Annotated in this window: 20 protein-coding genes and 1 pseudogene; 10 read left to right on the top strand and 11 right to left on the bottom strand. The window is 70.0% G+C overall.

Features of this window, described 5'->3' with window-relative positions; genetic code table 11:
* Positions 1 to 96 precede the first annotated feature (96 nt).
* Together IF20_RS03460 and IF20_RS03455 are read right to left on the bottom strand one after the other, a co-directional pair.
* A complete protein-coding gene (locus IF20_RS03460; RefSeq protein ID WP_110943748.1) occupies positions 97 to 1,068 on the bottom strand; it encodes an NmrA/HSCARG family protein in 972 nt (323 codons plus the stop codon).
* Entirely contained in the window at positions 1,065 to 2,027 is a 963-nt protein-coding gene (locus IF20_RS03455) for an NADP-dependent oxidoreductase (RefSeq protein ID WP_052863361.1), read from the bottom strand. Before IF20_RS03455 ends, IF20_RS03460 begins: the two co-directional genes overlap by 4 nt.
* Before the next feature lie 130 nt (positions 2,028 to 2,157).
* Here IF20_RS03455 and IF20_RS03450 point away from each other — a divergent pair, with 130 nt between their 5' ends.
* The 6 genes from IF20_RS03450 to IF20_RS38930 all read left to right on the top strand — a co-directional run bounded on the left by IF20_RS03450 (position 2,158) and on the right by IF20_RS38930 (position 7,835).
* A complete protein-coding gene (locus IF20_RS03450; protein ID WP_052863360.1) occupies positions 2,158 to 3,177 on the top strand; it encodes a GlxA family transcriptional regulator in 1,020 nt (339 codons plus the stop codon).
* Between the two features lie 481 nt (positions 3,178 to 3,658).
* A complete protein-coding gene (locus IF20_RS03445; RefSeq protein WP_052863359.1) occupies positions 3,659 to 4,960 on the top strand; it encodes a diacylglycerol/lipid kinase family protein in 1,302 nt (433 codons plus the stop codon).
* A gap of 500 nt (positions 4,961 to 5,460) precedes the next feature.
* Complete coding sequence (locus IF20_RS03440; protein ID WP_052863358.1) at positions 5,461 to 6,438, top strand: polyphosphate kinase 2 family protein; 978 nt, start codon at positions 5,461 to 5,463, stop codon at positions 6,436 to 6,438.
* Positions 6,439 to 6,450: 12 nt separating this feature from the next.
* Positions 6,451 to 6,696, top strand: a complete 246-nt coding sequence (locus IF20_RS40425) for a P-type ATPase (RefSeq protein WP_110943746.1) — start codon at positions 6,451 to 6,453, stop codon at positions 6,694 to 6,696.
* Positions 6,697 to 6,799: 103 nt separating this feature from the next.
* Complete coding sequence (locus tag IF20_RS03435; RefSeq protein ID WP_052863357.1) at positions 6,800 to 7,390, top strand: hypothetical protein; 591 nt, start codon at positions 6,800 to 6,802, stop codon at positions 7,388 to 7,390.
* 214 nt (positions 7,391 to 7,604) lie between these two features.
* Positions 7,605 to 7,835: a hypothetical protein gene (locus tag IF20_RS38930; protein ID WP_199896462.1), complete on the top strand. Its 231-nt coding sequence runs from the start codon at positions 7,605 to 7,607 to the stop codon at positions 7,833 to 7,835.
* Between the two features lie 244 nt (positions 7,836 to 8,079).
* Here the strand turns inward: IF20_RS38930 and IF20_RS03425 are convergent, their stop codons facing one another.
* The 8 genes and pseudogenes from IF20_RS03425 to IF20_RS40860 all read right to left on the bottom strand — a co-directional run.
* Complete coding sequence (locus tag IF20_RS03425) at positions 8,080 to 10,626, bottom strand: sensor histidine kinase (RefSeq protein ID WP_052863355.1); 2,547 nt, start codon at positions 10,624 to 10,626, stop codon at positions 8,080 to 8,082.
* An 85-nt stretch (positions 10,627 to 10,711) separates the two neighbouring features.
* Positions 10,712 to 11,395: a response regulator gene (locus IF20_RS03420; RefSeq protein WP_052863354.1), complete on the bottom strand. Its 684-nt coding sequence runs from the start codon at positions 11,393 to 11,395 to the stop codon at positions 10,712 to 10,714.
* Positions 11,396 to 11,528: 133 nt separating this feature from the next.
* Positions 11,529 to 12,197 (bottom strand): potassium-transporting ATPase subunit C, encoded by a 669-nt coding sequence (locus IF20_RS03415; protein WP_052863518.1) that lies wholly within the window; start codon positions 12,195 to 12,197, stop codon positions 11,529 to 11,531.
* A gap of 8 nt (positions 12,198 to 12,205) precedes the next feature.
* Positions 12,206 to 14,308, bottom strand: a complete 2,103-nt coding sequence (gene kdpB / locus IF20_RS03410; protein ID WP_052863353.1) for a potassium-transporting ATPase subunit KdpB — start codon at positions 14,306 to 14,308, stop codon at positions 12,206 to 12,208.
* Positions 14,309 to 14,367: 59 nt separating this feature from the next.
* Positions 14,368 to 16,032, bottom strand: a complete 1,665-nt coding sequence (kdpA, locus tag IF20_RS03405; protein ID WP_052863352.1) for a potassium-transporting ATPase subunit KdpA — start codon at positions 16,030 to 16,032, stop codon at positions 14,368 to 14,370.
* 8 nt (positions 16,033 to 16,040) lie between these two features.
* Positions 16,041 to 16,130, bottom strand: coding sequence for a K(+)-transporting ATPase subunit F (kdpF, locus tag IF20_RS37310; RefSeq protein WP_110943744.1), 90 nt, complete (start codon positions 16,128 to 16,130; stop codon positions 16,041 to 16,043).
* A 301-nt stretch (positions 16,131 to 16,431) separates the two neighbouring features.
* Entirely contained in the window at positions 16,432 to 18,288 is a 1,857-nt protein-coding gene (locus tag IF20_RS03400) for an APC family permease (protein WP_234426465.1), read from the bottom strand.
* A 294-nt stretch (positions 18,289 to 18,582) separates the two neighbouring features.
* A pseudogene (locus IF20_RS40860) lies at positions 18,583 to 18,738 on the bottom strand (diaminopimelate decarboxylase); the annotation flags it as partial.
* 648 nt (positions 18,739 to 19,386) lie between these two features.
* On the opposite strand from IF20_RS40860, the gene kdpB (IF20_RS03395) reads away from it, so the two are divergent.
* The gene (gene kdpB, locus IF20_RS03395; protein ID WP_052863351.1) at positions 19,387 to 21,573 is read left to right on the top strand and encodes a potassium-transporting ATPase subunit KdpB; all 2,187 of its coding nucleotides are present in this window, start codon (positions 19,387 to 19,389) and stop codon (positions 21,571 to 21,573) included.
* A gap of 68 nt (positions 21,574 to 21,641) precedes the next feature.
* On the opposite strand, the gene IF20_RS03390 is transcribed toward kdpB (IF20_RS03395), so the two are convergent.
* Positions 21,642 to 22,775, bottom strand: coding sequence for a LacI family DNA-binding transcriptional regulator (locus tag IF20_RS03390; protein WP_324605546.1), 1,134 nt, complete (start codon positions 22,773 to 22,775; stop codon positions 21,642 to 21,644).
* 167 nt (positions 22,776 to 22,942) lie between these two features.
* On the opposite strand from IF20_RS03390, the gene IF20_RS03385 reads away from it, so the two are divergent.
* From IF20_RS03385 to IF20_RS03375, 3 genes are read left to right on the top strand one after another with little or no spacing between them, the layout of a single operon-like run.
* Positions 22,943 to 24,271 carry an extracellular solute-binding protein gene (locus tag IF20_RS03385; protein ID WP_052863350.1) on the top strand — a complete coding sequence of 443 codons (1,329 nt, stop codon included), beginning with the start codon at positions 22,943 to 22,945 and terminating at the stop codon, positions 24,269 to 24,271.
* Entirely contained in the window at positions 24,268 to 25,266 is a 999-nt protein-coding gene (locus tag IF20_RS03380) for a carbohydrate ABC transporter permease (RefSeq protein ID WP_234426464.1), read from the top strand. Before IF20_RS03385 ends, IF20_RS03380 begins: the two co-directional genes overlap by 4 nt.
* Complete coding sequence (locus IF20_RS03375) at positions 25,263 to 26,111, top strand: carbohydrate ABC transporter permease (RefSeq protein ID WP_052863349.1); 849 nt, start codon at positions 25,263 to 25,265, stop codon at positions 26,109 to 26,111. The genes IF20_RS03380 and IF20_RS03375 overlap by 4 nt, the downstream gene beginning before the upstream one ends.
* Positions 26,112 to 26,124: the final 13 nt, after the last annotated feature.

The following is a 26,124-nucleotide window of genomic DNA, read 5'->3' as shown; positions in this document are numbered from 1 at the left end:
ACCGGACCGGCGAGAGGGCGCCAAAGGAGTGCGGAGTCCCGAGTGCGACGTGCGGAGTCCGGAGTGCGACGTACGGAGTGCGGTGCCGTCGCGTTGTCATCCCCCGGCGGTGCCGTCCCATCCCGTGACGGTCAACCAGTCGCCGAAGGTGGCGAGTTCGGGGTGCAGGGCGCGCAAGTTCTGCAGGTCCCGGTCGTGGGAGACGAGGTCGCGGTCCTGGAAGAAGGCGAACATCGCGGCCAGGTCGTGGCCGATTCCGGGTAGGGACCGGCTGAACTCGTCGAGGGCCACCGCCCGGTAGACGCTCGGTACACCGGTCGCCTTCTCGAACGCCGCCGCGATCTGGTCACCGGTGAGCGCTTCGGCGGCGATGCGCAGGGTCCGGCCGCCCCAGTCGTCCCAGTGGTCGAGCTGGTGGCGGGCGAAGTAGGCGATGTCGTCGAGCGCGATCAGGGGCCAGCGGCCGGTCTCCCCGAGCGGCAGGGCGAACACGAGGCCTTCACGTCCGTCGGGCAGCCGGGCCGGCTGCGGCGCCAGGCCGTACAGGTTCTCGAAGTACGGTGCGGTCACCAGGACGGCGACGTGCCGCGAGTACCAGCCGTCGGTCTCCTGCCGCATGGCCTCTTCGGAGCGCTGCAACGCGATGTAAGCCTCCACAGCGGCCTTCGCGTCGTAGTGCGGGACCGGGATACGCCCGTCGGTGAGGACGGCGGCGTTGTCCAGTGACGACCAGACGAACCGGTCCACCCCGGCCTGCTGTGCCGCGCGCAGGGCCCGCAGCCCCTGTGCGTACTCCTGCTGAGGGCTGGCGGTGGCGAAGAAGTCGGTGTTGCAGAAGGCCTCGTCGACGCCTTGGAAAGCGGCCTTCAGAGACTGCTCGTCGTCCAGGTCACCGCGGACGGGCCGGACGTCGCCAGGGGTGTTGTCGACCAGCGCGCGAGCCCGGTCCGATGACGGGTCGCGGGTCAGTACGCGCACGACGGTGCCGGTCCGTGCGGCGAGGGCGCGGACGACCCGGGAACCCATGGCCCCGGTGCCTCCCACCACGAGCGCGGTCGCCGACGTCACTGCGCCACCTCCAGCACGAGCTTGCCGCGGGTGCGGTTGGTCTCGCCCAGCCGGTGCGCTTCGGCGGCCTGCTCCAGGGGGAAGGTGCGTTCGACCTCGACCCGGACCGCGCCGGAGTCGACCAGGTCGGCGATGGCCGTCAGGGCGGCTGCGTCCGGCTCGACCAGCAGCGGGCTGGTGCGCACACCGGCCTGTCCGGCCGCGGCGGCCAGCGCGTCCGAGACACCGCCCGGGATGGAGACGATCAGGCCGCCGGGCCGGGCCACCGCCACCGATCGCGCATCGGTGCCGTCCGCGGCGCCGATCAGGTCGATGACGACATCGACCTGGCCGGTGGCCTCCTCGAACCGCTGCCGGGTGTAGTCGATCGTCTCGTCCGCGCCCAGTTCCTTGAGCCAGGCGTGCCGGGGCTCGCGGGCGGTCGCGATCACCTCGGCGCCGAGGTGCTTGGCGAACTGCACCGCCAAGTGCCCCACGCCACCGGCCGCGGCATGCACCAGCACCCGCTGCCCGCCGGTGACGCGCGCCGTGTCCACCAGGGCCTGCCACGCGGTGAGCGCCGCGAGCGGCAGGGCGGCGGCTTCTACGTGCGAGAGCGAGGCCGGCTTACGGGCGAACTGGCGGGACGGTGCCGTGACGAACTCGGCGTACCCGCCGGCCGGGCGCGGGAACCACGGCATGGCGTAGACCTCGTCCCCGGGTGCGAGCGTGGTGACACCGAAACCGACCTCCTCGACGACGCCGGAGACGTCCCAGCCGAGGATCAGCGGCAGCGTCTGCAGCCCGGCCATACCGTGGCCCGCGCGGGTCTTCCAATCCACCGGATTGATCCCGGCGGCATGCACACGCACCAGCACCTCGGTCGGCAGTGGCTCGGGGCGCGCGACCCGGTCGACGGTCAGCGCCTCCGGCCCGCCGAACTCCTTGACGGTGACGGCGCGCATGGTCTGCTCGCTCATATTTCCTCGCTCGTATCTGCTTCGTATGTCTTTCGGCCCAGGTCAGGAGCCCGGGCACGTGCTTCAGCCTCGCCGAGCGCTCAGGGACGCCGTGAGTGGCCGGGCGGCCACCTGTCGTACCATTCCAGCCATGCCGCATCGTGTAGCCGTTCTCGCCCTCGACGGGGTCATGCCGATGGACCTGGGCATTCCGGCCCGGGTGCTCAACGAGGCCCTCGACCCGTCCGGAGCACGGCTCTACTCCGTGACGACCTGCTCGCTCGGCGGCCGGCCGGTCCACACGAACGAGGGCTTCCGGATCGTCGTCGACGACGACGAGTCCCTCCTGGAGGGTGCGGACACCGTGGTGATCGCCACTCAGGAGCCCGACGAACACCTGCTGACCACCGGCGAGTTGCCCGCCCGGGTTGCCGAAGCCTTCGCCCGGATCGGTCCCGAGGCCCGCATCGTCAGCCTGTGCACCTCGGCATTCCTGCTCGCGGCGGCCGGCCTGCTCGACGGACTGCGGGCCACCACCCATTGGGCACTGTGCGACCGGTTCACCCGGCTGTTCCCCGACGTCGAGGTGGATCCGGACGTACTGTTCGTCGACAACGGACGCATCCTGACAGCTGCCGGCGGGGCGGCCGGCATCGACCTGTTCCTTCACCTGGTCCGCAGGGACCACGGCGCGGCCGTGGCCACCTCCGCAGCACGACGGTGCGTGGTGGCTCCATGGCGCGAGGGCGGACAGGCACAGTTCATCGAGCACCCGGTGCCGAAGGATGCCGACCGTTCCACCTCGGCCACCCGCCAGTGGGCACTGAACCGGCTGGCCGAGCCGCTCACGCTGCAGGACATGGCCCGCCATGCCCACATGAGTGAGCGCACCTTCACCCGGCGGTTCCGCGCCGAGGTGGGTACGAGCCCCCTTCAATGGCTGCTGCAGAGCCGGCTGACCCAGGCGCGCACCATGCTGGAATCCAGCGACCTGACCGTCGCGCGGATCGCCACGGCCTGCGGCTTCGGGGACCCCGTGGCGTTGCGCAAGCACTTCTACACCCACCTCGGCCTGTCCCCACTGGCCTACCGCCGCGCCCACCGCGCCCCTGAACCGAGGCCGACGGCCTTGTCGTGCACCGCTCGCGACGGCCGGGCGTTCACGCTCTGAGGTGGCGGGCCGCTGGTGAGCCCACTCGGCGAGCAGGGTGCTGTGAAAGAACTCGGCCTTCTCGTCGGTCTGCGGTAGTGGTACGAGCGCGACCGGGTCGGCGACCTGGTCCACGTCGATGACAAGAAGCCGGACGCCTCCCGACCGGCGGCGGCCGGCGGATGCACGATGTCGGCACCGAGTCCGCCCGCGCCCACGGCCGTTGTCCTGGGTCCGGTTGCTGTCGGCAGTAGGGCGGCCGTGCGGAGGGGGCCATGGCCGGGCGGGCGAAAAGGCAGCGGTGCCGGGGATTGCGGAGGGTGCCGTGCGGCGGGCTCCGTGCCAAGCTGGGCGGAGCAGGGGGGAGGCGCTGATGAGTGCTTGGCACCGACTCGCTCGGCAAGGGGCCACTGCCCGGTCACCACGACGCACCGTGGCGCGGGGAGGGCGAGCCGTGCGGCCCCGGGGTCGCACGGTGGCGGGGGAGCAGTGGTGGGCACGCATGTCGTTGCTGACGGCAGCGGCGGCCGTGACCGTGTTGCTCCTGTGCGCGGGACTGAGGGCAGTTGCTCTGGTCGGGGTGGGGGCGAGCGGCTTGGTGGTGATGGTGGCCGCCATGTGGTGGGCGCTCACGCATCGCGGTGCTCCCAGGGTTCTCGCCCTCGTACTGGCCGTTGCCGCGCCGGCCCTGGTGCTGGTGCAGTACGTGCGGCAACACGTGACGTGGATCGCCGCGCTGTCCGTTGCGTTGTGGCTCACCGCCGGCGTGGCCGGCCGGCTGGCCCTGGTGCGCGTCGACCGTCCGGCCGCGATGCCGGAGTTCCCGGCTTTCCCGCCACGGCAGCCTTTCATCATCATGAACCCGCGTTCCGGCGGCGGCAAGGTCGAGCGTTGGGGACTGCGTGAGAAGGCGGAGGCACTGGGAGCCGACGTCGTGCTCCTGGAAAGCCCAGGCCCAGGCCCAGACCCAGTTCCGGTGGACGTGGCCGGACTGGCGCGGACGGCAGTCGCCAAGGGCGCCGACCTCCTGGGCGTGGCCGGTGGGGACGGCACTCAGGCCGTCGTCGCCGAAGTGGCCTCCTCGCACGACGTACCGCTGCTGGTCATTCCGGCGGGGACCCGCAACCACTTCGCCCTCGACCTGGGCCTGGACCGCGACGATCCCTCGAAGGCCCTCGATGCGCTGCGGGACGGGGTGGAACTCCACGTCGACCTCGGCCGGGCGGGCGGCCGGCCCTTCGTGAACAACGTGTCGTTCGGCGCCTACGCCGAAGTGGTGCAGAGTCCGTCCTACCGGGACGGCAAGACCCGCACCATCGCAGCCATGCTCCCGGACTTCCTGGCCGGGCACCGTGGCGCCCACCTGACAGCCCGGACCGCCGACGTCACCATGACGGGCCCCCAGGCGGTACTCGTCAGCAACAATCCGTACGGCATGGGGGACGCCACGGGCCTGGGCCGCCGGCCGTACCTGAACGGCGGCACACTCGGCGTGATCGGCGTGAAGGTCGCCAGTGCGGCGCAGGCCGCCGCACTGCTGCGAGGACAGCGTTCGGCCGGACTGACCCGGTGCACGGCGAAGAGCGTGACGGTCGATGCCGACCGCCCGCGCATACCGGTGGGCATCGACGGCGAAGCACTGTTGCTGCCCACCCCCCTCACCTGCGAGGTGCGGCCCTTGGCGCTCCGTGTGCTGGTGCCCCGTACACGCCCCGGGGTGCCCGAACCCCGTCCGTCGTTGGACTGGCGGCGGGTCTGCCGGCTCGCCGTCCGGCCGGCCCGGCAGCCCCGCGGTGCGGCGTAGCGGCGGCGAGCGGAGGCCGACGGGCGGCCACGGACCGGCGGTTGACTCTCGCCGGTGACCAGGGCCCGTCGGCCCCCTCGGCGACGACATCGGCGAAGGGATCCCGCAAGTCCAGGAGAAGTTTCCCACCGCCGTGATCGCTGTGCTCACCTGGCGCGGAACGTGGCGGCAGCTGGGTCCCCGTACGGCGCTGCTGACGGGGTCGGCCACCGCTCGGGGAGACCGGCGGAGACCCTCGTGAGCAGTGGTGCCGGTGCCTGCGGACGGAAATGCCGTACGTGTTCCGCAAGCCGATGGGCCGCCGTAGGCTCGTTCTGCAGTCACCGCCCCGGTCCCAGGCGGCTCGTGTCATGGAGAGCGGGGCCGAGATGGGCGGCAGGTGATGCGACATGCCCCAACGGGATCTACCACGGGACCTACCGTCGACGAGGTCCGCGCGCTGGGAAAGCGAGCAGCTCGGATCGACGGCCGACACGACGGCCGACACGACGGCCGACACGATGGCCGCACGCATCGAGGCGTTCATCGAACCGCTGCGGGTGCTCCCTGGGTCGGAGGTGGATCTGGCGACGGACTTCGACCCCGGTTCCCGAGCGGGGGTCGAGAAGAAGTCGGACGGGGTCGAGTTGCTGCGCGTGGGCATCGAGTTGCTGGCTGAATACCAGCGGCGGCTGGCCGCAGAGCAGGCCTGGGGTGTGCTGGTGTGTCTGCAGGCGCTGGACGCCGGCGGCAAGGACGGGACGATCCGCCATGTGATGAGCGGGATGAGCCCGCAGGGCGTACACGTGTCGAACTTCAAGGTGCCCTCCGCCGAAGAGCTCGACCACGACTACCTGTGGCGTTATGCACGTCGGCTGCCCCGGCGCGGCGAGATCGCCATCTTCAACCGGTCGCACTACGAAGAGGTCCTCGTGGTGCGGGTGCACCCGGAGAACCTCGACCGCCAGAGGCTCCCCGAGCAGGCGAAGGACGGTGGCGTCTGGGCGCGGCGCTACCGGGAGATCAACGCCTGGGAGCGGTATCTCGCCGAGAACGGCTTCGCGGTGGTCAAACTCTTCCTGAACCTGTCCAAGGAAGAGCAACGGGTCAGGTTCCTCAAGCGGATCGACGTGCCGGAACGCAACTGGAAGTTCTCGGCGGCCGATGTGCGTGAGCGTGCGCACTGGGACGACTACCAGCATGCCCTCTCCCGAATGCTCTCGGCCACCAGCACCCCGTGGGCTCCTTGGTACGTCGTACCGGCGGATCGCAAGTGGCTGGCCCGGCTCTGCGCGGCAGCTGTACTCGCGCACACACTGATCGGTATCGACCCGCACTACCCGATGATGAGCGAATCGGCCCGCCGGGACCTCGCCCGGGCCAAAACGGAGTTGGAGAAGGAAGCGCCGCAGGGGGTCCCGGCAGATCCGTACGAGGCGCCCGACACGGGCAAGAGCCGTGCGCGGCAACGAAAGGACGGTCGGCGGAAGCAGGCGTAGTGCGCGGTCCCGATGATGAAGGCGTACGCGCGGGTGCGCAGGGACGGCAGGGAAGCCGAAATCCCGGCCGAACGAGTGGTGGCAGGCGCCATCGTGCTCCTCCCGGCCGGAGACGAGGTCCCGGCGGACGGTCGCCCCCATTCCGCGGGAGCCATCGCCGAGATAACAACGGTCCGTAAATGTATCGGCGGCGGAAAGCCGAGCGGTGACTGGTATCCGTGTGCCCAGAGACCAACTGCGAGCTTAACGATCTCTTGATGGTGGCTGAGGAACGTGGTGCGCAAGGGGGTTCGTCTTCCTGGGTGACCATAGGGGCTCATCGGAATGCTCCGGTGAGCACGAACCGAACGGGGACCCGGAAATGGCCCAGAAGAGCCATCGCTTGGTGCTGGTCTGCTCCGCGCTCAGCGCCTCCCTCCTGATCGGAGGAGCCCTGCCGGCGCACGCGGCTGAGCAGCACAACGACGCCGATGTGGGCGAGCTGATCACCATTCCGGCGGGGGAGACGCCGGCGACCACGTACGACCGCGTCGTCCAGCGTGCCGAAGAGATACATGCCCGCACCGCGGCGGACAAGAAGTGCACCGGAGTGTGGAAGCACAGTGTTGCCAATGTCGACTGGGACCGGACGCCCGCGGGCACCGTCCGCTGGAACTTCAAGCTGACGGCGAAGTCCCGCGCGAAGCTCGGTCCGGCGGTGACGGTGTCCATGCCCAACGCATGGGTGAACAACCACGCCATCAACGCGCCGTACGGTCCTCATCCCAGGGCCAGTACCTACAACTTCCACGGCAGCATGAAGAAGTACAACCGCAAGGGGAGCAGCGCGAAGCACACCATCCGCACCAAGGACAAGATCACTTTCTACTGGCTCATCAAGAGCCACAGCAATCCGCGGGCGGGCGCCACGCGGTACATCACGTGCCAGGTGCCGCCCAAGGGTTCAGGGTGAGCCGTAGGAGCCGACGCCATGCGCGTATGGAGAGGACATGGGCAAGGGAAAACGCAGGAGTGGGACAGCCGGTGCGGGGCGGACGATTGCCGTCCTGGGCGGCCGTCACGAGCTGGAGGTGCGGCGCCTCAAGTGGGGGCCTGATCGGATCGATCTCTTCTACCGGATCACGCCTCCGCTCCCGGAGAGGTGGCGGGACGAGCCTGATGGTTCGATGACGGAGGTCGGGCCGCCGGTCCACCTGTCGGTGGAGGCGGTGGACGATCTCGGTGGAGAGTACCTGGACGGAGGCGGTGCGTTCGGTACCGAACCAGAAGGCCGGTTCACCGACGGCTCGATCTCACTCCAGCCCGGGCCCGCACCGGGCGCCGGAGCCCTGAGCCTCACTTTCTCGCTCACTTGCGGAGAGCACGAAAGCACCCATCGGATCGACATGCCGTTGTGACGTAGGCAGGAACGCCGATTTCGGGTGGGGCAACGACTCCGGGAGGGCCAACTCTTATGGGTTGGCCCTCCCGGCCACGAGGCCGGGCACGGCTGGCTCCATGAGGAACGCCGGGATGCCGTCCTTCAGGCGGTCGAAGGCCTGTTCCGCGCTGTGAGATGAGGAGGTGGGAGGCAGCGACGCGCGCGGGAGGGGGCCGGCACGGCGCTCGTTCTCACGAGTTCTCATGAGTTCTCACGAGTTCTCATGAGACGGCCGTGGCCGGGAGGTCGGGGCGGGCCGGCGGGTGGCCTGGCGCGATGGGGAGGGTGAGGACCATCGTGAGACCGCCTCCTGGGGTGTCTTCCGCGGTGAGGGTGGAGCCGATGGCTTCGGCGAAGCCACGGGCGACCGCGAGGCCGAGGCCGACGCCGGCCCCGCGTGGTACGTCGCCATAACGCTGGAACGGTTCGAAGATGCGCTCCTTCGCCTCGTCCGGGACGCCGGGGCCGCGGTCGACCACCCGTAGTTCCACCCGGTCGGCCAGGGCGCTGGCCGACACCAGTACCGGTGTGCCGTCAAGGCTGTACTTCACCGCGTTCTCGACGATGTTGGCGACCGAGCGCTCCAGCAGTCCGGGGTCGACGACGACCATCGGCAGGGTCTCCGGAATTTCCAGTTCCACGCTGCCTTCGGGGAGGCCGCCCAGGGCCATCGGCACCACCTCGTCGATGTCGATCTCTCTGTTCAGCGGCGTCACCGTGCCGGTTTGGAGCCGGGACATGTCCAGGAGGTTGCCCACCAGGTGGTCGAGGCGGTCGGTGCCCTCCTCGATGGAGGCGAGGAGTTCGGCCTGATCCTCCTCGGACCAGTCCACGTCGTCGGAGCGGAGCGAGGTGACGGATGCCTTGATGCTCGCGAGGGGCGTACGGAGGTCGTGGCTGACGGCCGCCAGCAGGGCGGTACGCATACGGTTGCCCTCCGCGAGGGTCCGTGCCCGTTGGGCCTCGTTCTGGAGGCGCTGGTGGTCCAGGACCACTGCCGCCTGGGCGGCGAAGGCGGCGAGCACGCGGCGGTCCTCGGCGGGCAGGACCCGGCCGGAGAGCGCCAGGGTCATGTGGTCGCCGACGGGCATGTCGACGTCGGCGTCCTCCGGCCGCTCGACCGGGGAGCCGTTTCCCACCCGGCCGGCACAGGTCCACGGGTCGACGTCGCTCTGCCGCTCCAGCAGGGCCACGGAGTCCATGGCGAACGTCTCCCGTACCCGTTGCAGCAGGTCTTCCAGGCCCGTTTCGCCGCGCAGCACGCTGCCGGCGAGGAACGAGAGCGCCTCCGACTCGGCGCGGAGCCGGGCCGCCTGCTGGGTGCGGCGGGCCGCGAGGTCCACGACGGAGGCGACCGAGAGCGCGACGCCGACGAAGACTGCGATGGCGACGATGTTCTGCGGGTCATTGACGGTCAGTGTGTGGACCGGCGGGGTGAAGAACCAGTTCAGCAGCAGGCAGCCGACGACGGCCGAGGCGAGGGCGGGCCACAGTCCGCCGAGGATCGCGGCGCCGACCGTCAGGGACAGGTACAGCAGCATGTCGTTGGCCAGGCCCACCTCCGGTGCGAAGCTGCTGAGGAGGAGAGTGAGCAGGAGTGGTCCGCCCACGCCGGTCAGCCACCCTCCGATGAGCCGAGGGCGGGCGAACCGTGCGCCGCGGGTCACCGGCAGCCCGCGTCCCTTGCCCATCGCGTCGTGCGTGACGAGGTGGACGTCCAGGTCGGGGCCGGAGCCGCGGGCCACGGTGGCGCTGACACCGGGCCCGAAGACGTACTGCCAGGGCTTGCGGCGCGAGACGCCGAGCACGATCTGGGTGGCGTTGACGCCGCGGGCGAAGTCCAGCAGCGCGGTGGCGACATCGTCGCCGATGACGTGGTGGAACGTGCCGCCGAGGTCTTCGGCCAGGGTGCGCTGGACGGCCAGTTCCTTGGGGGAGGCGGAGGTCAGTCCGTCGCTCCGGCCGATGTAGACGGCCAGCACCTCACCGCCCGCCCCCTTCTCCGCCAGGCGCGCCGCCCGGCGGATCAGCGTACGGCCCTCGGGACCGCCGGTCAGCCCCACGACGATGCGCTCACGCGAGCCCCAGATCTTCGAGACGCGGTGTTCGGTGCGGTACTCCTGCAGGTACTCGTCGACCCGGTCGGCGACCCACAGCAGCGCCAGCTCCCGCAGCGCGGTCAGGTTGCCGGGGCGGAAGTAGTTCGACAGGGCCGCGTCGACCTTGTCCGGCTTGTAGACATTGCCGTGTGCCATCCGGCGGCGCAGTGCCTGCGGGGACATGTCGACCAGTTCGACCTGGTCGGCGCGGCGCACCACTTCATCCGGCACGGTCTCCTGCTGCCGGATTCCGGTGATCGACTCGACCACGTCGCCCAGCGACTCCAGGTGCTGGATGTTGACCGTGGAGACGACGTCGATGCCGGCGGCCAGCAGCTCTTCGATGTCTTGCCAGCGTTTGGTGTTGCGGGACCCGGGGACGTTGGTGTGGGCCATCTCGTCGACCAGGGCGACGGCCGGTCGCCGCGCGAGGACGGCGTCCACGTCCATCTCGGTGAAGACGCTGCCGCGGTATTCCAGCTCCTTGCGTTCGACCTGTTCCAGGCCGTGCAGCAGGACCTCGGTGCGCGGCCGCCCGTGGTGTTCCACGAAGGCGACGACGCAGTCCGTGCCCCGCTCGACGCGGCGGTGTGCCTCGGCGAGCATCGCGTACGTCTTGCCGACGCCGGGCGCCGCACCGAGGTAGATCCGGAGTTTTCCGCGTGCCATCGTCTCGTCTCTGTGGTCGGTGTGGGCGTGGTGGTCGGTGTGGGCGTGGTGGCCACATGCGGTCGGGGCGGGTGGGAAGGGTGCGTCAGGGCTCGAAGCGGTATCCCATGCCGGGCTCGGTGATCAGGTAGCGCGGGTGCGACGGGTCCGGTTCGAGTTTGCGCCGGATCTGCGCCATGTACACCCGGAGGTAGTGGGTCCTGTCGCTCCGGGACGCGCCCCATACCTGCTGGAGAAGGTGCCGTTGCGAAATGAGGCGACCCGGGTGGCAGACGAGGATCTCCAGGAGGTGCCACTCGGTGGGCGTCAGGCGTACGTCCTGCCCGTCGCGGGAAGCCCTCTTGGCCAAGAGGTCGACGGAGAAGTCCTTCGTGGTGACGACCGCCGTTTCCGGGGCGAGCGGGGTGGTCTCCGTGCGGCGGACGGCGGCGCGCAGCCTGGCTAGCAGTTCATCCATGCTGAACGGCTTGGTGATGTAGTCGTCGGCGCCCGCGTCGAGTGCCGCGACCTTGTCATCGGATCCCTGGCGCGCGGACAGCACCAGGAGGGGAATCCTGGTCCAGCCGCGTAAGGCCTTGATCACGTCCACGCCGTCCATGTCGGGCAGCCCCAGGTCGAGCACGGCCACGTCCGGTTGCCGCGCTGCGGCGACCCGCAGCGCGGTGGTGCCGTCCGGTGCCGTGTCGACGCCGTAGCGGCGCGCCTGCAGGTTGATCACCAGGGCACGGACGAGCTGCGGATCGTCCTCCACCACCAGTACCCGGGTCATCGGTCCGCGCCCTTCCTGCCGTAGCTGTGGTTGTGGGGACCGCCTGTGCCGTCATCGGTTCGGTGAGTACGGCAACCGACGGGGTCAGGTGTTGTCCTGAGCCCGTCGGTGCGCGGTCGTGCGGGTAAGCCCATCAGCCCTTCTCGGTGAGTTCCCGGAGTGCGAGGTTGAGCTGGAGGACGTTGACCCGGGGTTCGCCCATGAAGCCGGCGACGCGGCCGTCGGTGTGGTCCTCGACCAGCTTCCGTACCTGCCCCACGGAGAGGTGGTTCTTCGCCGCGATGCGGTGTACCTGGAGTTCTGCGTACTGGGGCGAGATGTCCGGGTCGAGGCCGGAGCCGGAGGAGGTGACGGCGTCGGCCGGGATGTCCGAAGGCTTCACCCGGTAGCCGTTCACCGAGTTGTCCTTGATGACGGCGGTCTGCGCCTCCTTCACGGATTTCAGCAGCTCGGGATTGTCGGCGGCGAGGTTGGTGGCGCCGGAGACCAGCAGCTTGTACTGGGTGTTGACGGTGTTGGTGCCGAGGCCGTTGGAGGGGCGCGGCTGGAACCACTTCAGGTCGGGCTGCGGGGTCTCCTGGCCCTTCTTCAGCGGCAGGTCGTAGCGCTGGCCGATGAGTTCGGAGCCGACGACCTTGCCTTCGCTCCTGATCTCGGAGCCGTTGGCCTTGTGGTGGAACAGCGCCTGGGCGATGCCGGTGACCGCGAGCGGGTAGAGCACGCCGCACACGACGGTGAGGACGAGGAGGGCGCGCAGGCCCGCGCCGAACAGTCGCGCGGTGTTCGTTACCGAGTTGTTCATGGTGGTCGTCACCCGATGCCAGGGATGAGGGAGAGGAGCAGGTCGATGAGTTTGATGCCGAGGAAGGGGGCGATCAGGCCGCCGAGGCCGTAGATGCCGAGGTTGCGGCGGAGCAGCTTGTCCGCGCTGGTCGGCCGGTACCGGACGCCCTTCAGGGCGAGGGGTACCAGCGCGATGATGATGAGCGCGTTGAAGATGACGGCGGAGAGGATCGCGGAGTCGGGGGAGGACAGCTGCATGATGTTGAGCTTGTCCAGGCCGGGGTAGACCGCCGCGAACAGTGCCGGGATGATCGCGAAGTACTTGGCGACATCGTTGGCGATGGAGAACGTCGTCAACGCCCCGCGGGTGATGAGGAGTTGCTTGCCGATCTCGACGATCTCGATGAGCTTGGTCGGGTTGGAGTCGAGGTCGACCATGTTCCCGGCCTCCTTGGCGGCGGAGGTGCCGGTGTTCATGGCCACGCCGACGTCGGCCTGGGCGAGGGCGGGAGCGTCGTTGGTGCCGTCGCCGGTCATCGCGACCAGCTTGCCGCCGGCCTGCTCGCGCTTGATCAGGGCCATCTTGTCCTCGGGGGTGGCCTCGGCGAGGAAGTCGTCCACGCCCGCCTCCTCCGCGATGGCCTTGGCGGTGAGCGGGTTGTCACCGGTGATCATGACGGTCTTGATGCCCATCCGGCGCAGCTCGGTGAAGCGCTCGCGCATGCCCTCCTTGACCACGTCCTTGAGGTGGATGACGCCCAGGACGCGGGCGCCCTCGGTGTCCTCGACGGCCACCAGCAGCGGTGTGCCGCCCGCCTCGGATATCTCGTTGGCGAGGGTGTCGGCGTCCTCGGCGACCGTGCCGTCCTGTTCCCGGACCCAGTTGAGTACGGAACCGGCCGCGCCCTTGCGTACCCTGCGGCCGTCGACGTCCACGCCCGACATGCGGGTCTGGGCCGTAAAGGTGATCCACTCCGCGTGTTCCAGCTCGCCCTGAGTGCGCTCGCGCAGGCCGTACTTCTCCTTGGCCAGGACCACGACGGAGCGGCCTTCGGGGGTCTCGTCGGCCAGCGAGGAGAGCTGGGCGGCGTTGGCGACCTCGGCGGCGGTGACGCCCTTGACCGGTACGAACTCGGCGGCCTGGCGGTTGCCGAGGGTGATGGTGCCGGTCTTGTCCAGCAGCAGGGTCGAGACGTCGCCCGCGGCTTCGACGGCTCGCCCGGACATCGCCAGGACGTTGCGCTGGACGAGGCGGTCCATGCCGGCGATGCCGATCGCGGAGAGCAGCGCGCCGATCGTGGTCGGGATGAGGCACACGAGCAGTGCGACCAGGACGACCATGGTCAGGTGCTTGCCGGCGTAGTCGGCGAACGGCGGCAGGGTGACCACGGCGAGCAGGAAGACGATGGTCAGCGAGGCGAGCAGGATGTTCAGCGCGATCTCGTTGGGTGTCTTCTGCCGGGCCGCGCCCTCGACCAGGTTGATCATCCGGTCGATGAAGGTCTCGCCGGGCTTCGCCGTGATCCTGATGACGATGCGGTCGGACAGCACCTTGGTACCGCCGGTGACCGCGGACCGGTCGCCGCCGGACTCCCGGATGACCGGGGCCGATTCGCCCGTGATGGCCGACTCGTCGACGGAAGCCACGCCTTCGACGACGTCGCCGTCGCCGGGGATGATGTCGCCCGCCTCGCACACCACCCGGTCGCCGACGCGCAGTTCGGTGCCCAGCACCTGCTCCTCGGTGCCGCCGTCGGTGGTCAGCCGGCGGGCGACCGTGTCGGTCTTGGCCTTGCGCAGGGTGTCGGCCTGCGCCTTGCCGCGGCCCTCGGCCACGGCCTCCGCCAGGTTCGCGAAGATCACCGTCAGCCACAGCCAGGCACTGATCACCCAGCCGAACCAGTCGCCGGGGTCCTTGAAGGAGAACACCGTGGTCAGCACCGAGCCGACCAGGACCACGAACATGACCGGAGAATTGATCATGATGCGGGGGTCGAGCTTGCGCACCGCGTTCGGCAGCGACTTGATCAGCTGCCTGGGCTCGAACAGGCCCGAGCCGACCCGCCCCTCATCCTTGTGCCCGGTCGGCAGGTCCTGGTGCGGTGCCCGCGTGGGAGTGGCTGAGGACATCGCGTTCTCTTGGTTCGTCGTGTCGGTTTTCGTCGTGTCGGTTTTCGTTGGTTCGGCAGTCATGACGCCAGCCCTTCGGCGAGCGGGCCCAGCGCGAGTGCCGGGAAGTAGGTGAGCCCGGTGATGATCAGAATGGTGCCGACCAGCAGGCCGCTGAACAGCGGCTTTTCGGTACGCAGGGTGCCCGCCGTCTCCGGCGTCGGCTTCTGCTCCGCCAGCGAGCCGGCCAGCGCGAGGACGAACACCATCGGCAGGAAGCGGCCGAGGAGCATCGCGAGCCCGATGGTGGTGTTGAACCACGGGGTGTCGGCGCTCAGCCCGGCGAAGGCCGAACCGTTGTTGTTGGCGCCGGAGGTGTACGCGTACAGGACCTCCGAGAACCCGTGCGCACCGGGGTTGAGAACGGAGTGCGGCGGGGTGGGCAGCGCCATCGCGGCGGCGGCGAAGCAGAGCACCAGTGCCGGGGTGATCAGGATGTAGCAGGCGGCCAGCTTGATCTGGCGGGTGCCGATCTTCTTGCCCAGGTACTCCGGTGTCCGGCCGACCATCAGGCCCGCGATGAACACCGCGATGATGGCCATGATCAGCATGCCGTAGAGACCGGAACCGACGCCGCCGGGCGCGATCTCGCCGAGCTGCATGCCCAGCAGGGTGATGCCGCCGCCGAGACCCGTGAACGAGGAGTGGAAGGAGTCGACCGCTCCTGTCGAGGTCAGGGTCGTGGTGACCGCGAAGATCGACGAGGCGCCGACGCCGAAGCGAGTCTCCTTGCCCTCCATCGCACCGCCGGCCGCCTGGAGCGCCGGACCGTGGTGGGTGAACTCGGTGGCCCACATCAGCAGCACGAAGCCGAGCCAGATGGTCGCCATCGTCGCGAGTATCGCGTACCCCTGCTTGAGGTTGCCGACCATGCGGCCGAACGTCCGCGTCAGGGCGAAGGGGATGAGGAGGATCAGGAAGATCTCGAAGAGGTTGGTGAAGCCGTTGGGGTTCTCGAAGGGGTGGGCGCTGTTGGCGTTGGCGAGGCCGCCGCCGTTGGTGCCCAGCTCCTTGATGACCTCCTGCGAGGCGTAGGCGCCGCCCTGCCACTGCTGGTGGCCGCCCAGGAACTGGCCGACCTCGTGAATGCCGGCGAAGTTCTGGATCGCGCCGCACGCGACCAGGACGATCGCGCCGATGACGGAGATCGGGAGGAGGATGCGGACGGTGCCGCGCACCAGGTCGGCCCAGAAGTTGCCCAGTTCACCGGTGCGGGACCTCGCGAAGCCGCGGACCAGGGCCACGGCTACCGCCATGCCCACCGCCGCGGAGACGAAGTTCTGCACCGCCAGGCCGCCGGTCTGCACGACGTGACCCATGGCCTGTTCGCCCGCGTAGGACTGCCAGTTGGTGTTGGCCACGAAGGAGGCGGCGGTGTTGAACGCCTGGTCCGGGTCGATCGAGGCGAAGCCGAGCGAGCCGGGCAGCGAGCCCTGGAGCCGCTGCAGCAGGTACAGGAAGAGCACGCCGGCGGCCGAGAAGGCCAGCACGCCGCGCAGGTACGCGGGCCAGCGCATCTCGGTGTCCGGGCGGGCACCGATGGTTTTGTAGATCCACTTCTCGACGCGCAGGTGGCGCGGGGAGGAGTAGACGCGGGCCATGTAGTCGCCGAGGGGGCGGTATGCCAGAGCGAGCGCGGCTATCAGCGCGAGCAGCTGCAGTACCGCTGCGAGGAAGGGGCTCATGGTGGTGCTCAGAACCTCTCCGGGTAGATCAGTGCGAGGACGAGATAGCCCAGCAGGGCAGCGGCCACGGCGAGGCCGACGATGTTTTCGGCGGTCACAGCTTTGCGACCCCCTTGGCGACGAGGGCCACCAGCGCGAAGACCGCGAGTGTGGTGACGACGAAGGCCACGTCGGCCATCGAGAGCTCCTGAACGAGAAGGAATGTTGAACTGACGGTTAGAGCAAACCGCCTTTTCGAGCCACTGTGATTGCCGTTGACGGCTTCCTTACGAGGGGTGGCTCGCCCTTGACGCATCCCATACGCGCACCCCGCCGACCTGCGAAAAGGTCGCTGACGGCGCGCACCCGGACGGGGCGGGCCGGCAGGAAACCGTGGTGGGCCAGGACAGACGGAAGCGATCAGGACAGGCGGAAGCGCAGCCGGCAGATGACCGCGTCGGTGTCGCGACGCACGGCGTGGGCGACGATCGCGCCGCGTTGGTTCTGCAGTAGCCGCTGCCACAGCCGGGCGGGCTCGACCTCCGGGATCAGGACGGTGATCCGGGTGCCGGGCTCGGCGGCCGCGGTCTCTCGTACGTACGCGGCGATCGGGCGGCCCAGTGCCCGGCGCTCGTAACGGAGGCGGACCAGCGGGACGCCCGGCTGCCACAGTGCCCAGTCCCGCTCCAGCGCGTCGGTCCGGGCATGGTCCTCGGCGTCGGGATGGCAGACGGTCACCGCTCGTACCTCGTCGCCGAGGGACACGGCGGCGGTCAGCGCCTCGCTGGTCAGCTTCGACAGACCCGACACCGGAACAATCACCAGTGAGCGATCCCGGTGCGGGCATTCGGGGACCCGGCCGAGGCCGAGCCGCTCGCCGATCGCCGCGTAGGCCCGGTGCACCGTCTCGAAGGCCGCGACCAGCAGGGGCAGAGCGATGACGACGAGCCATGCACCGTCGGCGAACTTCGTGGCGGTGACCACCACCGCCGAGCTGCCGGTGAGGACCGCACCGGAACAGTTCAGCACCGCCTTGGCACGCCACTTGGGGCCGCGCACCTGACGCCAGTGGCGGACCAGGCCGACCTGCGCGATGGTGAAGCCGATGAAGACGCCGATCGCGAAGAGCGGGACGAGGGCGTTGGTGTTCCCGCCGGAGAAGACCAGGAGCGCCGCCGAAATGCCGGCCAGGGCCAGCACGCCGTGCCGATGGACCTGGCGGTCGGCCTTGAGCGCGAAGACGTGCGGTACGTAGTTGTCGCGGGCCAGCAGCTTCAGCAGTACCGGCAGGCCGCCGAAGGACGTGTTCGCGGACAGCGCGAGCAGCATCGTCGTCGCGAACTGCACAAGATAGAAAGCCCAGTTGTGCCCGAGCGCGGCATCGGCGAGTTGCGCGAGGACCGTGACGCCTTCGACCGGCTGCAGCCCGAACCGTGAGATCAGCACTCCCAGCCCGATCAGCATCGCGCCGAGGATCGCGCCGAGGGCGACCTCCGCGCGCTGTGCCCGCCCGGCCCGCGGAATCCGGAAGGAGGGCACGGCATTGGCGATCGCCTCGACACCGGTGAGCGCGGAGCAGCCGGACGCGAACGCCTTGAGCAGCAGCAGTGCGCCGACGCCGGTGGCGTTGTCGGCCAGGACCGGGGCGTGCCCGGCAGTGGCCTCGGTGCTCACCGGCGCCGAGCGGAACAGCCCCACCACGATCAGTGCGAGGATCGAGAGGACGAAGACCGCGGTCGGCACGATGAACGCCCGCGCCGAGTCGACGATGCCGCGCAGGTTGACTGCCGTGAGCAGGGTCAGGACGGCCAGGCACAGCCACAGCCGGTCCGGGTACAGCGCCGGGAAGGCGGAGGTGAGCGCTGCGACACCGGCGGTAACCGCCACCGCGACGTTCAGCACGTAATCCAGTACCAGCGATCCCGCGGCGGCCAGGCCGGCGCGCCGGCCCAGGTACGTCCTGGCCACCGCATAGGAGCCGCCGCCGTCCGGGAAGGCGGCGATCACCTGCCGGTACGAGGCCACCAGTACCGCCAGCAGCCCGGCGATCGCCAGCGTCACCGGCAGGGTGAAGCCGAGCCCGTAGCCACCCGCAGCGGCCAGCACCAGCACGATCGCCTCGGGCCCGTACGCCACCGAGGCCATCGCGTCCAGCGACAGCGCGGCCAGGCCGGTGACCGTCGTGAGCCGGTGCCGTTCACCGGGGTCGCGGTCGGGCGGGTCCGACGGGTCCTCGTGCCCGGGGGCACTGCGGTATTCGCTGGTCAGGACGGACATGCGGGTACTCCTTCGACATACCTGGGTCCGCCCAGATTCGGGCCGCCCGGAGACCATCGCGTGCGACCCTGACGCGTTCTTCGCGCTGTTGGCCCCGGTCTTCACGGTCCGTTGACGGTGGGGGCGGGAGGGCAGAGCAGAAGAGGCCGTGGCCGTGGGCACCTCCGGGCGGCGGAAGGGAACACGTGGCCGGCCGCTCGGAGGTGGCCTCCCGCTTGCCACGGCGACCACCGGCGGGCGGCCGATGAGGTTGTACGCGGACGCCATGGACAGGTGGTAGGCGCCGGCGGCCGGCACGGCGAGCAGGTCACCCGGACGGATGTCGCCCGGCAGGGGCACGTGGGAGGCGAGGATGTCGCCCGCTTCGCAGTGCCGGCCGACCACGGTCACCCGGGTGGGCTCGGCGAGGGAGAGCCGGCCGCACTTTCTTGTCGCGTGGGCCTGCCGCATTGACGCCCGCCTGACGGAGCGGGAAGCCAACGGGCCGCCCGGCCGCATCCCCCTCGTCGATGCGGCCGGCTCGGTCCTGCGGCGGGACAGCCGTGCCGCCTCGCGCCGGGGCGGGTGGCCCGGGCCCCCTCTCCGGGCCACCCGCCGCACCGACGGTGAGCGGCAGCCGCCGGTCGCGCGACAGGGACGGCTTGTCGTCCTCGCGCCGCCCAGTCTGCGATCGTTCTCGCACACCAGTAGCACTCTTGACGCCCTCCTGACGTTCTCCCGGGGGCCGTTGACGCAGGCTTGGCGCCGTGGTCGGACGGCCCGTCAGGGAGCCGACAAAACGCGGCGGCACCGTGGTTCCCGGCCTCGCGTCCGGGATACGTTCCTGCTCGGCCACCGGAGGCCCGCGCTCGTCATCGGGATGCCGGTCCCGGCCGTTCCCCGAGGGAACGGCCGGACGCACCGCGCCCGATACCGACAGGAAGCGCACCTCCTGGCGGCGCGCACGCGGCGGCTCCCTCAACACCGTCGCTGTCGCGCGCAGCTCTGCCGGGGCCGACGCCCCGGCCCCGGCAGAGCCCGGCGGCCATCGTTCCCTGCCGCCCCGCAGGCCGAACCCGCCCTGACAACCGGCCCGTCACGCCCAGAAGGTCACCTCCTATGCTTCCTGCCGCCCCACAGCAGGCACCGTCCGATCCGACGACCACCAGGCCTCGGACGACCGGCGAGGACCGGAGCCCACATCCGCGGCCCGGGCGGGGCAGACGGCGACGGGCCGCGCCTGCCGGTCTCTTCGACCCCAAGCAACTGCTGTCGTCCCTGCCCGAAGCCCTGCGCAAGCTGCGGCCCAGGGCGCTGGTCAGGAAGCCGGTGCTGTTCGTCGTCGCGGTGGGCGCGGCGCTGACGACGCTCTCGGCGCTGCTGCACCCCACCGTCTTCACCTGGGTGATCAGCTGCTGGCTCTGGCTCACCGTCATCTTCGCCAACCTCGCCGAGGCCGTGGCCGAGGGGCGCGGCAAGTCGCAGGCGGAGTCGCTGCGCAAGGCCCGTACGGACACCGTGGCGCTGCGGCTGCGCGACAACTGGCGGGTCGGAACCAACCTGGACCGGGCGGTGACGGAGGCGGTCCGCGCCACCGACCTCCAGCCCTTCGACTTCGTCCTGGTCGAGGCGGGCCAGCTGATCCCCGCCGACGGCGAGGTGGTCGACGGTGCGGCAGCCGTCGACGAGTCCGCGGTCACCGGTGAGTCCGCGCCCGTCATCCGGGAAGCGGGCGGCGACCGGTCCGGTGTGGTGGGCGGTACGACGGTGCTGTCCGACCGGGTCGTCGTACGGGTCACCTCGCGCCCCGGCCACACCTTCCTGGACCGCATGATCGCGCTCGTGGAGGGCGCGTCCCGGCAGAAGACGCCCAACGAGATCGCGCTGAACATCCTCCTCGCCGCACTCACCATCGTCTTCGTCCTGGTGACGGTCACCCTCCAGCCGATGGCCGACTACGCGGACTCCGACCAGTCCACCACGGTCCTGGTCGCCCTCCTGGTCACCCTGATCCCCACCACCATCGGTGCGCTGCTCTCCGCCATCGGCATCGCCGGCATGGACCGCCTCGTCCAGCGCAACGTCATCGCCATGAGCGGACGCGCCGTCGAGGCGGCCGGAGATGTGGGCACCCTGCTGCTGGACAAGACCGGCACCATCACCCACGGAAACCGTGTCGCGACCGCTTTCGTACCGCTGCCCGGCATCCCCGAGCTACGGCTGGCGGACGCGGCGCAGCTCTCCTCACTGGCCGACGGAACTCCGGAGGGCCGTTCCGTGGTGGCCCTGGCCAGGGAGAAGTACGGCGTGCACGAGCCGCCGGTGGGGGAGCTGGAGCGGACCCGCTTCGTGGAGTTCAGCGCCCGCACCCGCATGAGCGGCATCGACCTGCGCTGGCCCAACGGCGCCGTCTGCCACGTCCGCAAGGGCGCGGTACCGCAGGTGATCGACTGGGTGGAGCGGTACGGCGGCCACGTACCGAACGAGGCGCGCTGGTTCGCCGACGCCATCGCCGCGGCCGGCGGCACACCGCTGCTCGTCGCCGTACACGACTGGGACGGACCGCGGGCACTCGGCGTGATCCACCTCAAGGACATGGTGAAGGACGGCATTCGCGAACGGTTCGCGGAGTTGCGCCGGATGGGCATCAAGACCGTCATGGTCACCGGTGACAACCCGCTCACCGCGCGCGCCATCGCCGAGGAGGCGGGCGTCGACGACTTCCTCGCCGAGGCCACCCCCGAGGACAAGCTCGCCCTGATCAAACGGGAACAGGCCGGTGGCAAGCTGGTCGCGATGACCGGCGACGGCACCAACGACGCGCCGGCCCTCGCCCAGGCCGACGTGGGCGTGGCGATGAACACCGGCACCTCCGCCGCCAAGGAGGCCGGCAACATGGTCGATCTCGACTCCAACCCGACGAAACTCATCGAGATCGTCGAGATCGGCAAGCAACTCCTCATCACCCGAGGGGCGTTGACGACCTTCTCGATCACCAACGACGTGGCGAAGTACTTCGCCATCATTCCCGCGATGTTCGCCGGTGCCTATCCGAGCCTGTCCGCGCTGAACGTCATGGGCCTGCACAGCCCCACCTCGGCCATCGCCTCCGCCATCATCTTCAACGCCCTGATCATCATCGCGCTCATCCCGCTGGCCCTCCGCGGTGTGCGCTACACCCCGGCCTCCGCCCACGACCTCCTCCGCCGCAACCTCCTGCGCTACGGCCTGGGCGGACTCGTCCTGCCCTTCATCGGCATCAAACTGATCGACCTGCTGCTCTCCGCGGTACCCGGGCTGGGCTGAGGCCCCCGACACGGCGGAGCCCGCAACAGCCACCATCAGGCCCGCACGGTCCGGCCCTGACAGCAGGCTCAGTCCGCGTCTGTCTCCCCAGGACCGGACCGGAGGGCCGCCTCGCCGCTGTCACTTGCCGTAGATGTGACTGTGACATGGTCTGTCGTCCCCGGGCGCGTGGGACGGGGTGCCGGGCCGGTGCTGCCCCGGGGGAGGAGTTCCACCGGCAGGACCACGTGTTGTTCCAGATGGGCCTCGGGGTCGTGGATCACGCGGTGGACCAGCTCGGCCGCGGCCTGGCCCAGTCGGCGGGCCGGCTGGGCCATGGTGGACAGGTCCCACGGCGCGGCCATCGAGTGGCCGTCGAAGCCGAGAACGGACATCTGTTGGGGTACCGCGATGTTGACGCCGCGCAGCACGGTGAGAAGCCTGAAGGCGATGTCGTCCGTCTCGGCGAAGACCGCCGTCGGGGGCTCCGCAAGACTCAGCAGCCGTCCCACCGCCGTTTCCAGGCCCGCCCCCTGCCAGTCGGCGACCTGGCGGACGAGGTCGTCGTCCTGGTCGATGCCGGCCTCTGCCAAGGCCGTACGGTACCCGTCGAGGCGGGCCCTGCTGCTCCAGGCGAAACCCGAGGGGTCCGCGGGCTCCAGGTAGGCGATGCGCCGGTGGCCGAGGTTGAGCAGGTAGCGGGTGCCGCGCTGGGCGGCTTCCACGTCATTCACGTAGACGCCGGCCCGGCCCTGTTCGTGCTGGCTGACGAAGACCAGTGGCATGCCCAGGTCGTCCAGGCGCGCCCGTTCCTCCGTGGAGAGCGCGAAGCTGACGACGAGCAGGGCATCGGCGTTGCGGCGGGCCGGCAGCCGGTCGAAGAACTGTGTGCGCTGCTCGGCTGTGGTGACGCTGTAGATGAGCATGTCCAGGCCGAGCGCGTTGAGCGCGGGCGCCAGGCCGGCCAGCGCCGCGCCGAGAAACCAGGAGTCGAGGTTGGGTACGAGCACGGCGACCCGGCCCGTGCGCCCGGTGACCAGGCTGGACGCGCTGCGTGAGATGGCGAACGACAGTTCGTGCGCTGCCTTTTCCACGCGTGCCCGGGTTCCGGGGGACACCGTCGGCAGCCCGCGCAGGGTGCGGGAGACGGTCGTGGGGGAGACTCCGGCCCGCTGAGCGACATCCGCCAGCGTGGCGCCCTTTTCAGCGGCTTTACCGACCATGCGCTGGACGTTAACACGAAGGCTGGCTCAACGGAGCACGCGGGATGTCAGCGCTGTCATTTTCGTCCTCTCCATATTGCAGCGACTGTGACCGTTGACACGTCTCCTTGCCGCTCCGTACGGTGCCAGCGCTGTCATCCGGCAGTCCGAGAGGGGAGGAGTACGCCATGTCCCTGCACCGCAGAGCGCTGCTGACGGGTGCCCTGAGCGCCGCCGCGTCGGGGCTGCTGGCCGGGTGCGGAGGGAAAGACCTCGACGGCCTGCTGGCGCAGGCCGCGAGCGTTCCTCACAAACCGGCCCGGCTGACCTGGTGGGTCTCCGAGATCCCCGCGCGGCGGGGCGCCGTCGTCGCGGACCTGATCATCCGCGCCTTCGAGCGGCGGCATCCCGGTATCCGCGTTTCGAAGATCAATGCGCTGTCCACCTCGGACGGCAATCGCAGTGCCATCGCCACTCAGCTCGCCGGGGGATCCGCTCAGCCCGACGTGTACCTGGGCGACACGACGTGGCCCGCGCAGTTCGGTCACTCCTCGCTCGCGCTGCCGGTGGAGAAGCTCCTCCCGGACGGCTTCTGGAACGCCTACCCGGCAGCCCTGCGCAGCAGTTCGACGTACCGGGGAATGGTCTACGCGGTGCCGTTCTTCACCGACAGCACCTATCTCTTCTACCGCAAGGACCTCCTCGCCAAGCACGGGCTGCGCGTCCCCCGCAGTTGGGAAGAGCTGCTGCACACCTCGCGCACGGTGCAGCGGGCCGGTGACGTGGCGGCCGGGTTCCTGTGGCAGGCCGCGGTGACCGAGTCACTGACGGCCAACGTCACCGAGTTCCTCGCCGACGCGGGTGCCGCCGTCCTGGACGGGCGGGGCAGGGCCGTACTGGGCGGCGCGGCGGCGGAGCGGGCGTTCTCGCTGATGGCCGAGTTCACCGCCCGCGGGGTCACACCGCGCACCGTGGCCACGTATCAGGAATCGGACGCGCAGGACGCCTTCGTGAACGGGCGCGGGCTGTTCCTGCGCAACTGGTCCTACGCCTGGGTCAACGCAAGCACCCCCAAGGCCTCCCGCGTCGCCGGGAAGGTCGGGGCCGCGCCGCGTCCGGGCTTCGAGGGCACCGGCCGCTCCGGCGTCTCGTGCGCCGGCGGCTGGAGCAATTTCGTCAACCCCAATTCTCAGGCGCTCGGCGCGGCCGTGGAGTTCGCCCGGTTCTGCGCCGGGAGCGAGGTGCAACGCCTCCTCGCCCGCGAAGCCGGTGTCATCCCGGCGATGACTTCCGTGCTCGGCGGCCGAGAGGCGCGCGCCGCCGGTGACCCGACGGTCCTGCGCGCCGCCGACCTGCGACTGGTCGCCCGGCCCGTGCAGACCCCGTACTACCCGCAGGTCAGCAAGGCGCTGTACACGCAGGCGAACGCGGTCGTGCGTGGCAGCCTCACCCCCGCGGCCGGCATCCGTGCCGCACGCGAGGGGCTGCGTACGGCCCTGGAAGGGAAAGCGCTGTGAGTTCCGCACTGCAGAGCAAGAAGGCGCAGGCGCCGTCGAATGGCGCGGATGGCGGCACGCGTGCCGATGCCTCGCAGCGGTTTTCGAGGACCACGCCCCGGGGCTCCGCCGCCCGCCGCCGCGCCCGCACCGGGTGGTTGTTCGCCTCTCCTGCCCTCCTGGTCGTCGCAGCGGTGACCGTCTTTCCTGTCATCTTCTCCCTGGTGCTGTCGTTCTGCGAGGTCCGGCTGGAGTACGGCGGCCTGCGGCTCGGCTCACCCACCCTCGGTCACTACGAGGCGCTGCTGACGCACGCCGAGTGGTACCGGGCACTCGCCTTCACGCTGGGCTTCACGATCGTCTCGGTCCTCGTCGAGCTGATCCTCGGGACGCTCATCGCGCTTGTCCTGGAGCGGCTCGGCGCCGCCCGCGGCTGGATTCTCGCGTTGCTCCTGCTGCCCTGGGCGCTGATCAACGTGATCGCCGCACAGCTGTGGTCGTACCTGTTCAACAGCACCTACGGCGCTGTGAGCTGGTTGTGTGAGCAAGTGCTCGGCTGCCATCCCGACATCCTCGGGCAGCCGGTGCCCGCGATGGCGGCGATGGTCGCCGTGGACGTGTGGAAGACGACGCCGTTCGTCGCCATCGTCGTCCTCGCCGGTCTGATGCTCGTCCCGGGTGACGTCTACGAGGCCGCCGAGATCGACGGTGCCAACGCATGGACCACCTTCTGGAAGGTCACGCTGCCGCAGCTGCGGCCGGTGGTCTCCATCGCGGTCCTCTTCCGCATCCTCCAGGCGTTCGGCATCTTCGACCTGCCGTTCGTACTGACCCAGGGCGGCCCGGGCACGGCCACCCAGTCGGTGGCGATCCTCGGCCACCGGCTCCTCTTTCAGAACCTGGACTTCGGAGGCGGCGCCGCCGTCGCCGTCACCACCGCCGCCATGGTCATGGGCTGCTGCCTGTTGTTCCTGCGCGTATTCCGCGCCCACGTCGACGAGGAAGGCCGGGCATGAGCCGCCACGTCCCGCGCACGGGCGTGCGCCGTTACGTCAACGTCGTCAATCTCGGCGGGCTGCTGATCGCCGTGTGCGCCACGCTGCCCCTGGTCTGGATGGCGTCCGCCTCCCTGAAGGGGCCCGGTGAGATCAGCGCGACACCCCCGTCCCTGCTGCCGGCCCACCCCACGCTCGACAACTACGGGACCGCGTTCTTCCGCAACGGGATAGGCCAGTACTTCCTGAACAGCGTAGTCGTCGCCGGTCTGTCGACCGCGCTGATTCTGTCCCTGGCGTTCTTCGCCGGGTACGCCCTCGCACGGCTGCCGCTGCGCGGGCGCGGGGCCGTGATGACGGCGCTGCTGATGCTGTCGGTCTTCCCGCCGATCGCGCTGCTCGTGCCACTGTTCCTGATGGAGCGCCAGGTCGGGCTGCTCAACAGCTATCCGGGCCTGGTCATTCCGTACGTGGCGCTGAATCTGCCGTTCGCGATCTGGATCATGCGCAACTACCTCAGCGGCATCCCCGGCGAGTTGGAGGAGGCCGCCCTCGTGGACGGCGCCGGCCCGCTGCGCACCGCCGTGACGGTGATCCTGCCGCTGGCCCGGCCGGGGCTGTTCACGGCCGGCGTGTTCTCCTTCACCGCGACCTGGTCGGAATTCCTGCTCGCGCTCACGTTCAACGGCTCCGACGACCGCCGCACCGTCTCCGTCGGCATCGCGCTTTTCACCAGCCAGTACCAGGTCCCGTACGGCGTGATCTTCGCCGGCGCGATGGTGGCCACTGTGCCGATCGCGGTCCTGGTACTGATCTTCCGCCGGTCGGTGGTCTCCGGCATGACCACCGGCGCCGTGAAGGGCTGAACTGCCCCTTTAC

Source organism: Streptomyces niger (genome assembly GCF_000718305.1).
Taxonomy (GTDB): Bacteria; Actinomycetota; Actinomycetes; order Streptomycetales; family Streptomycetaceae; genus Streptomyces; species Streptomyces niger.
Note: the sequence above shows the minus strand (reverse complement) of the source record. Positions and strands in the feature narration are given on the sequence as shown.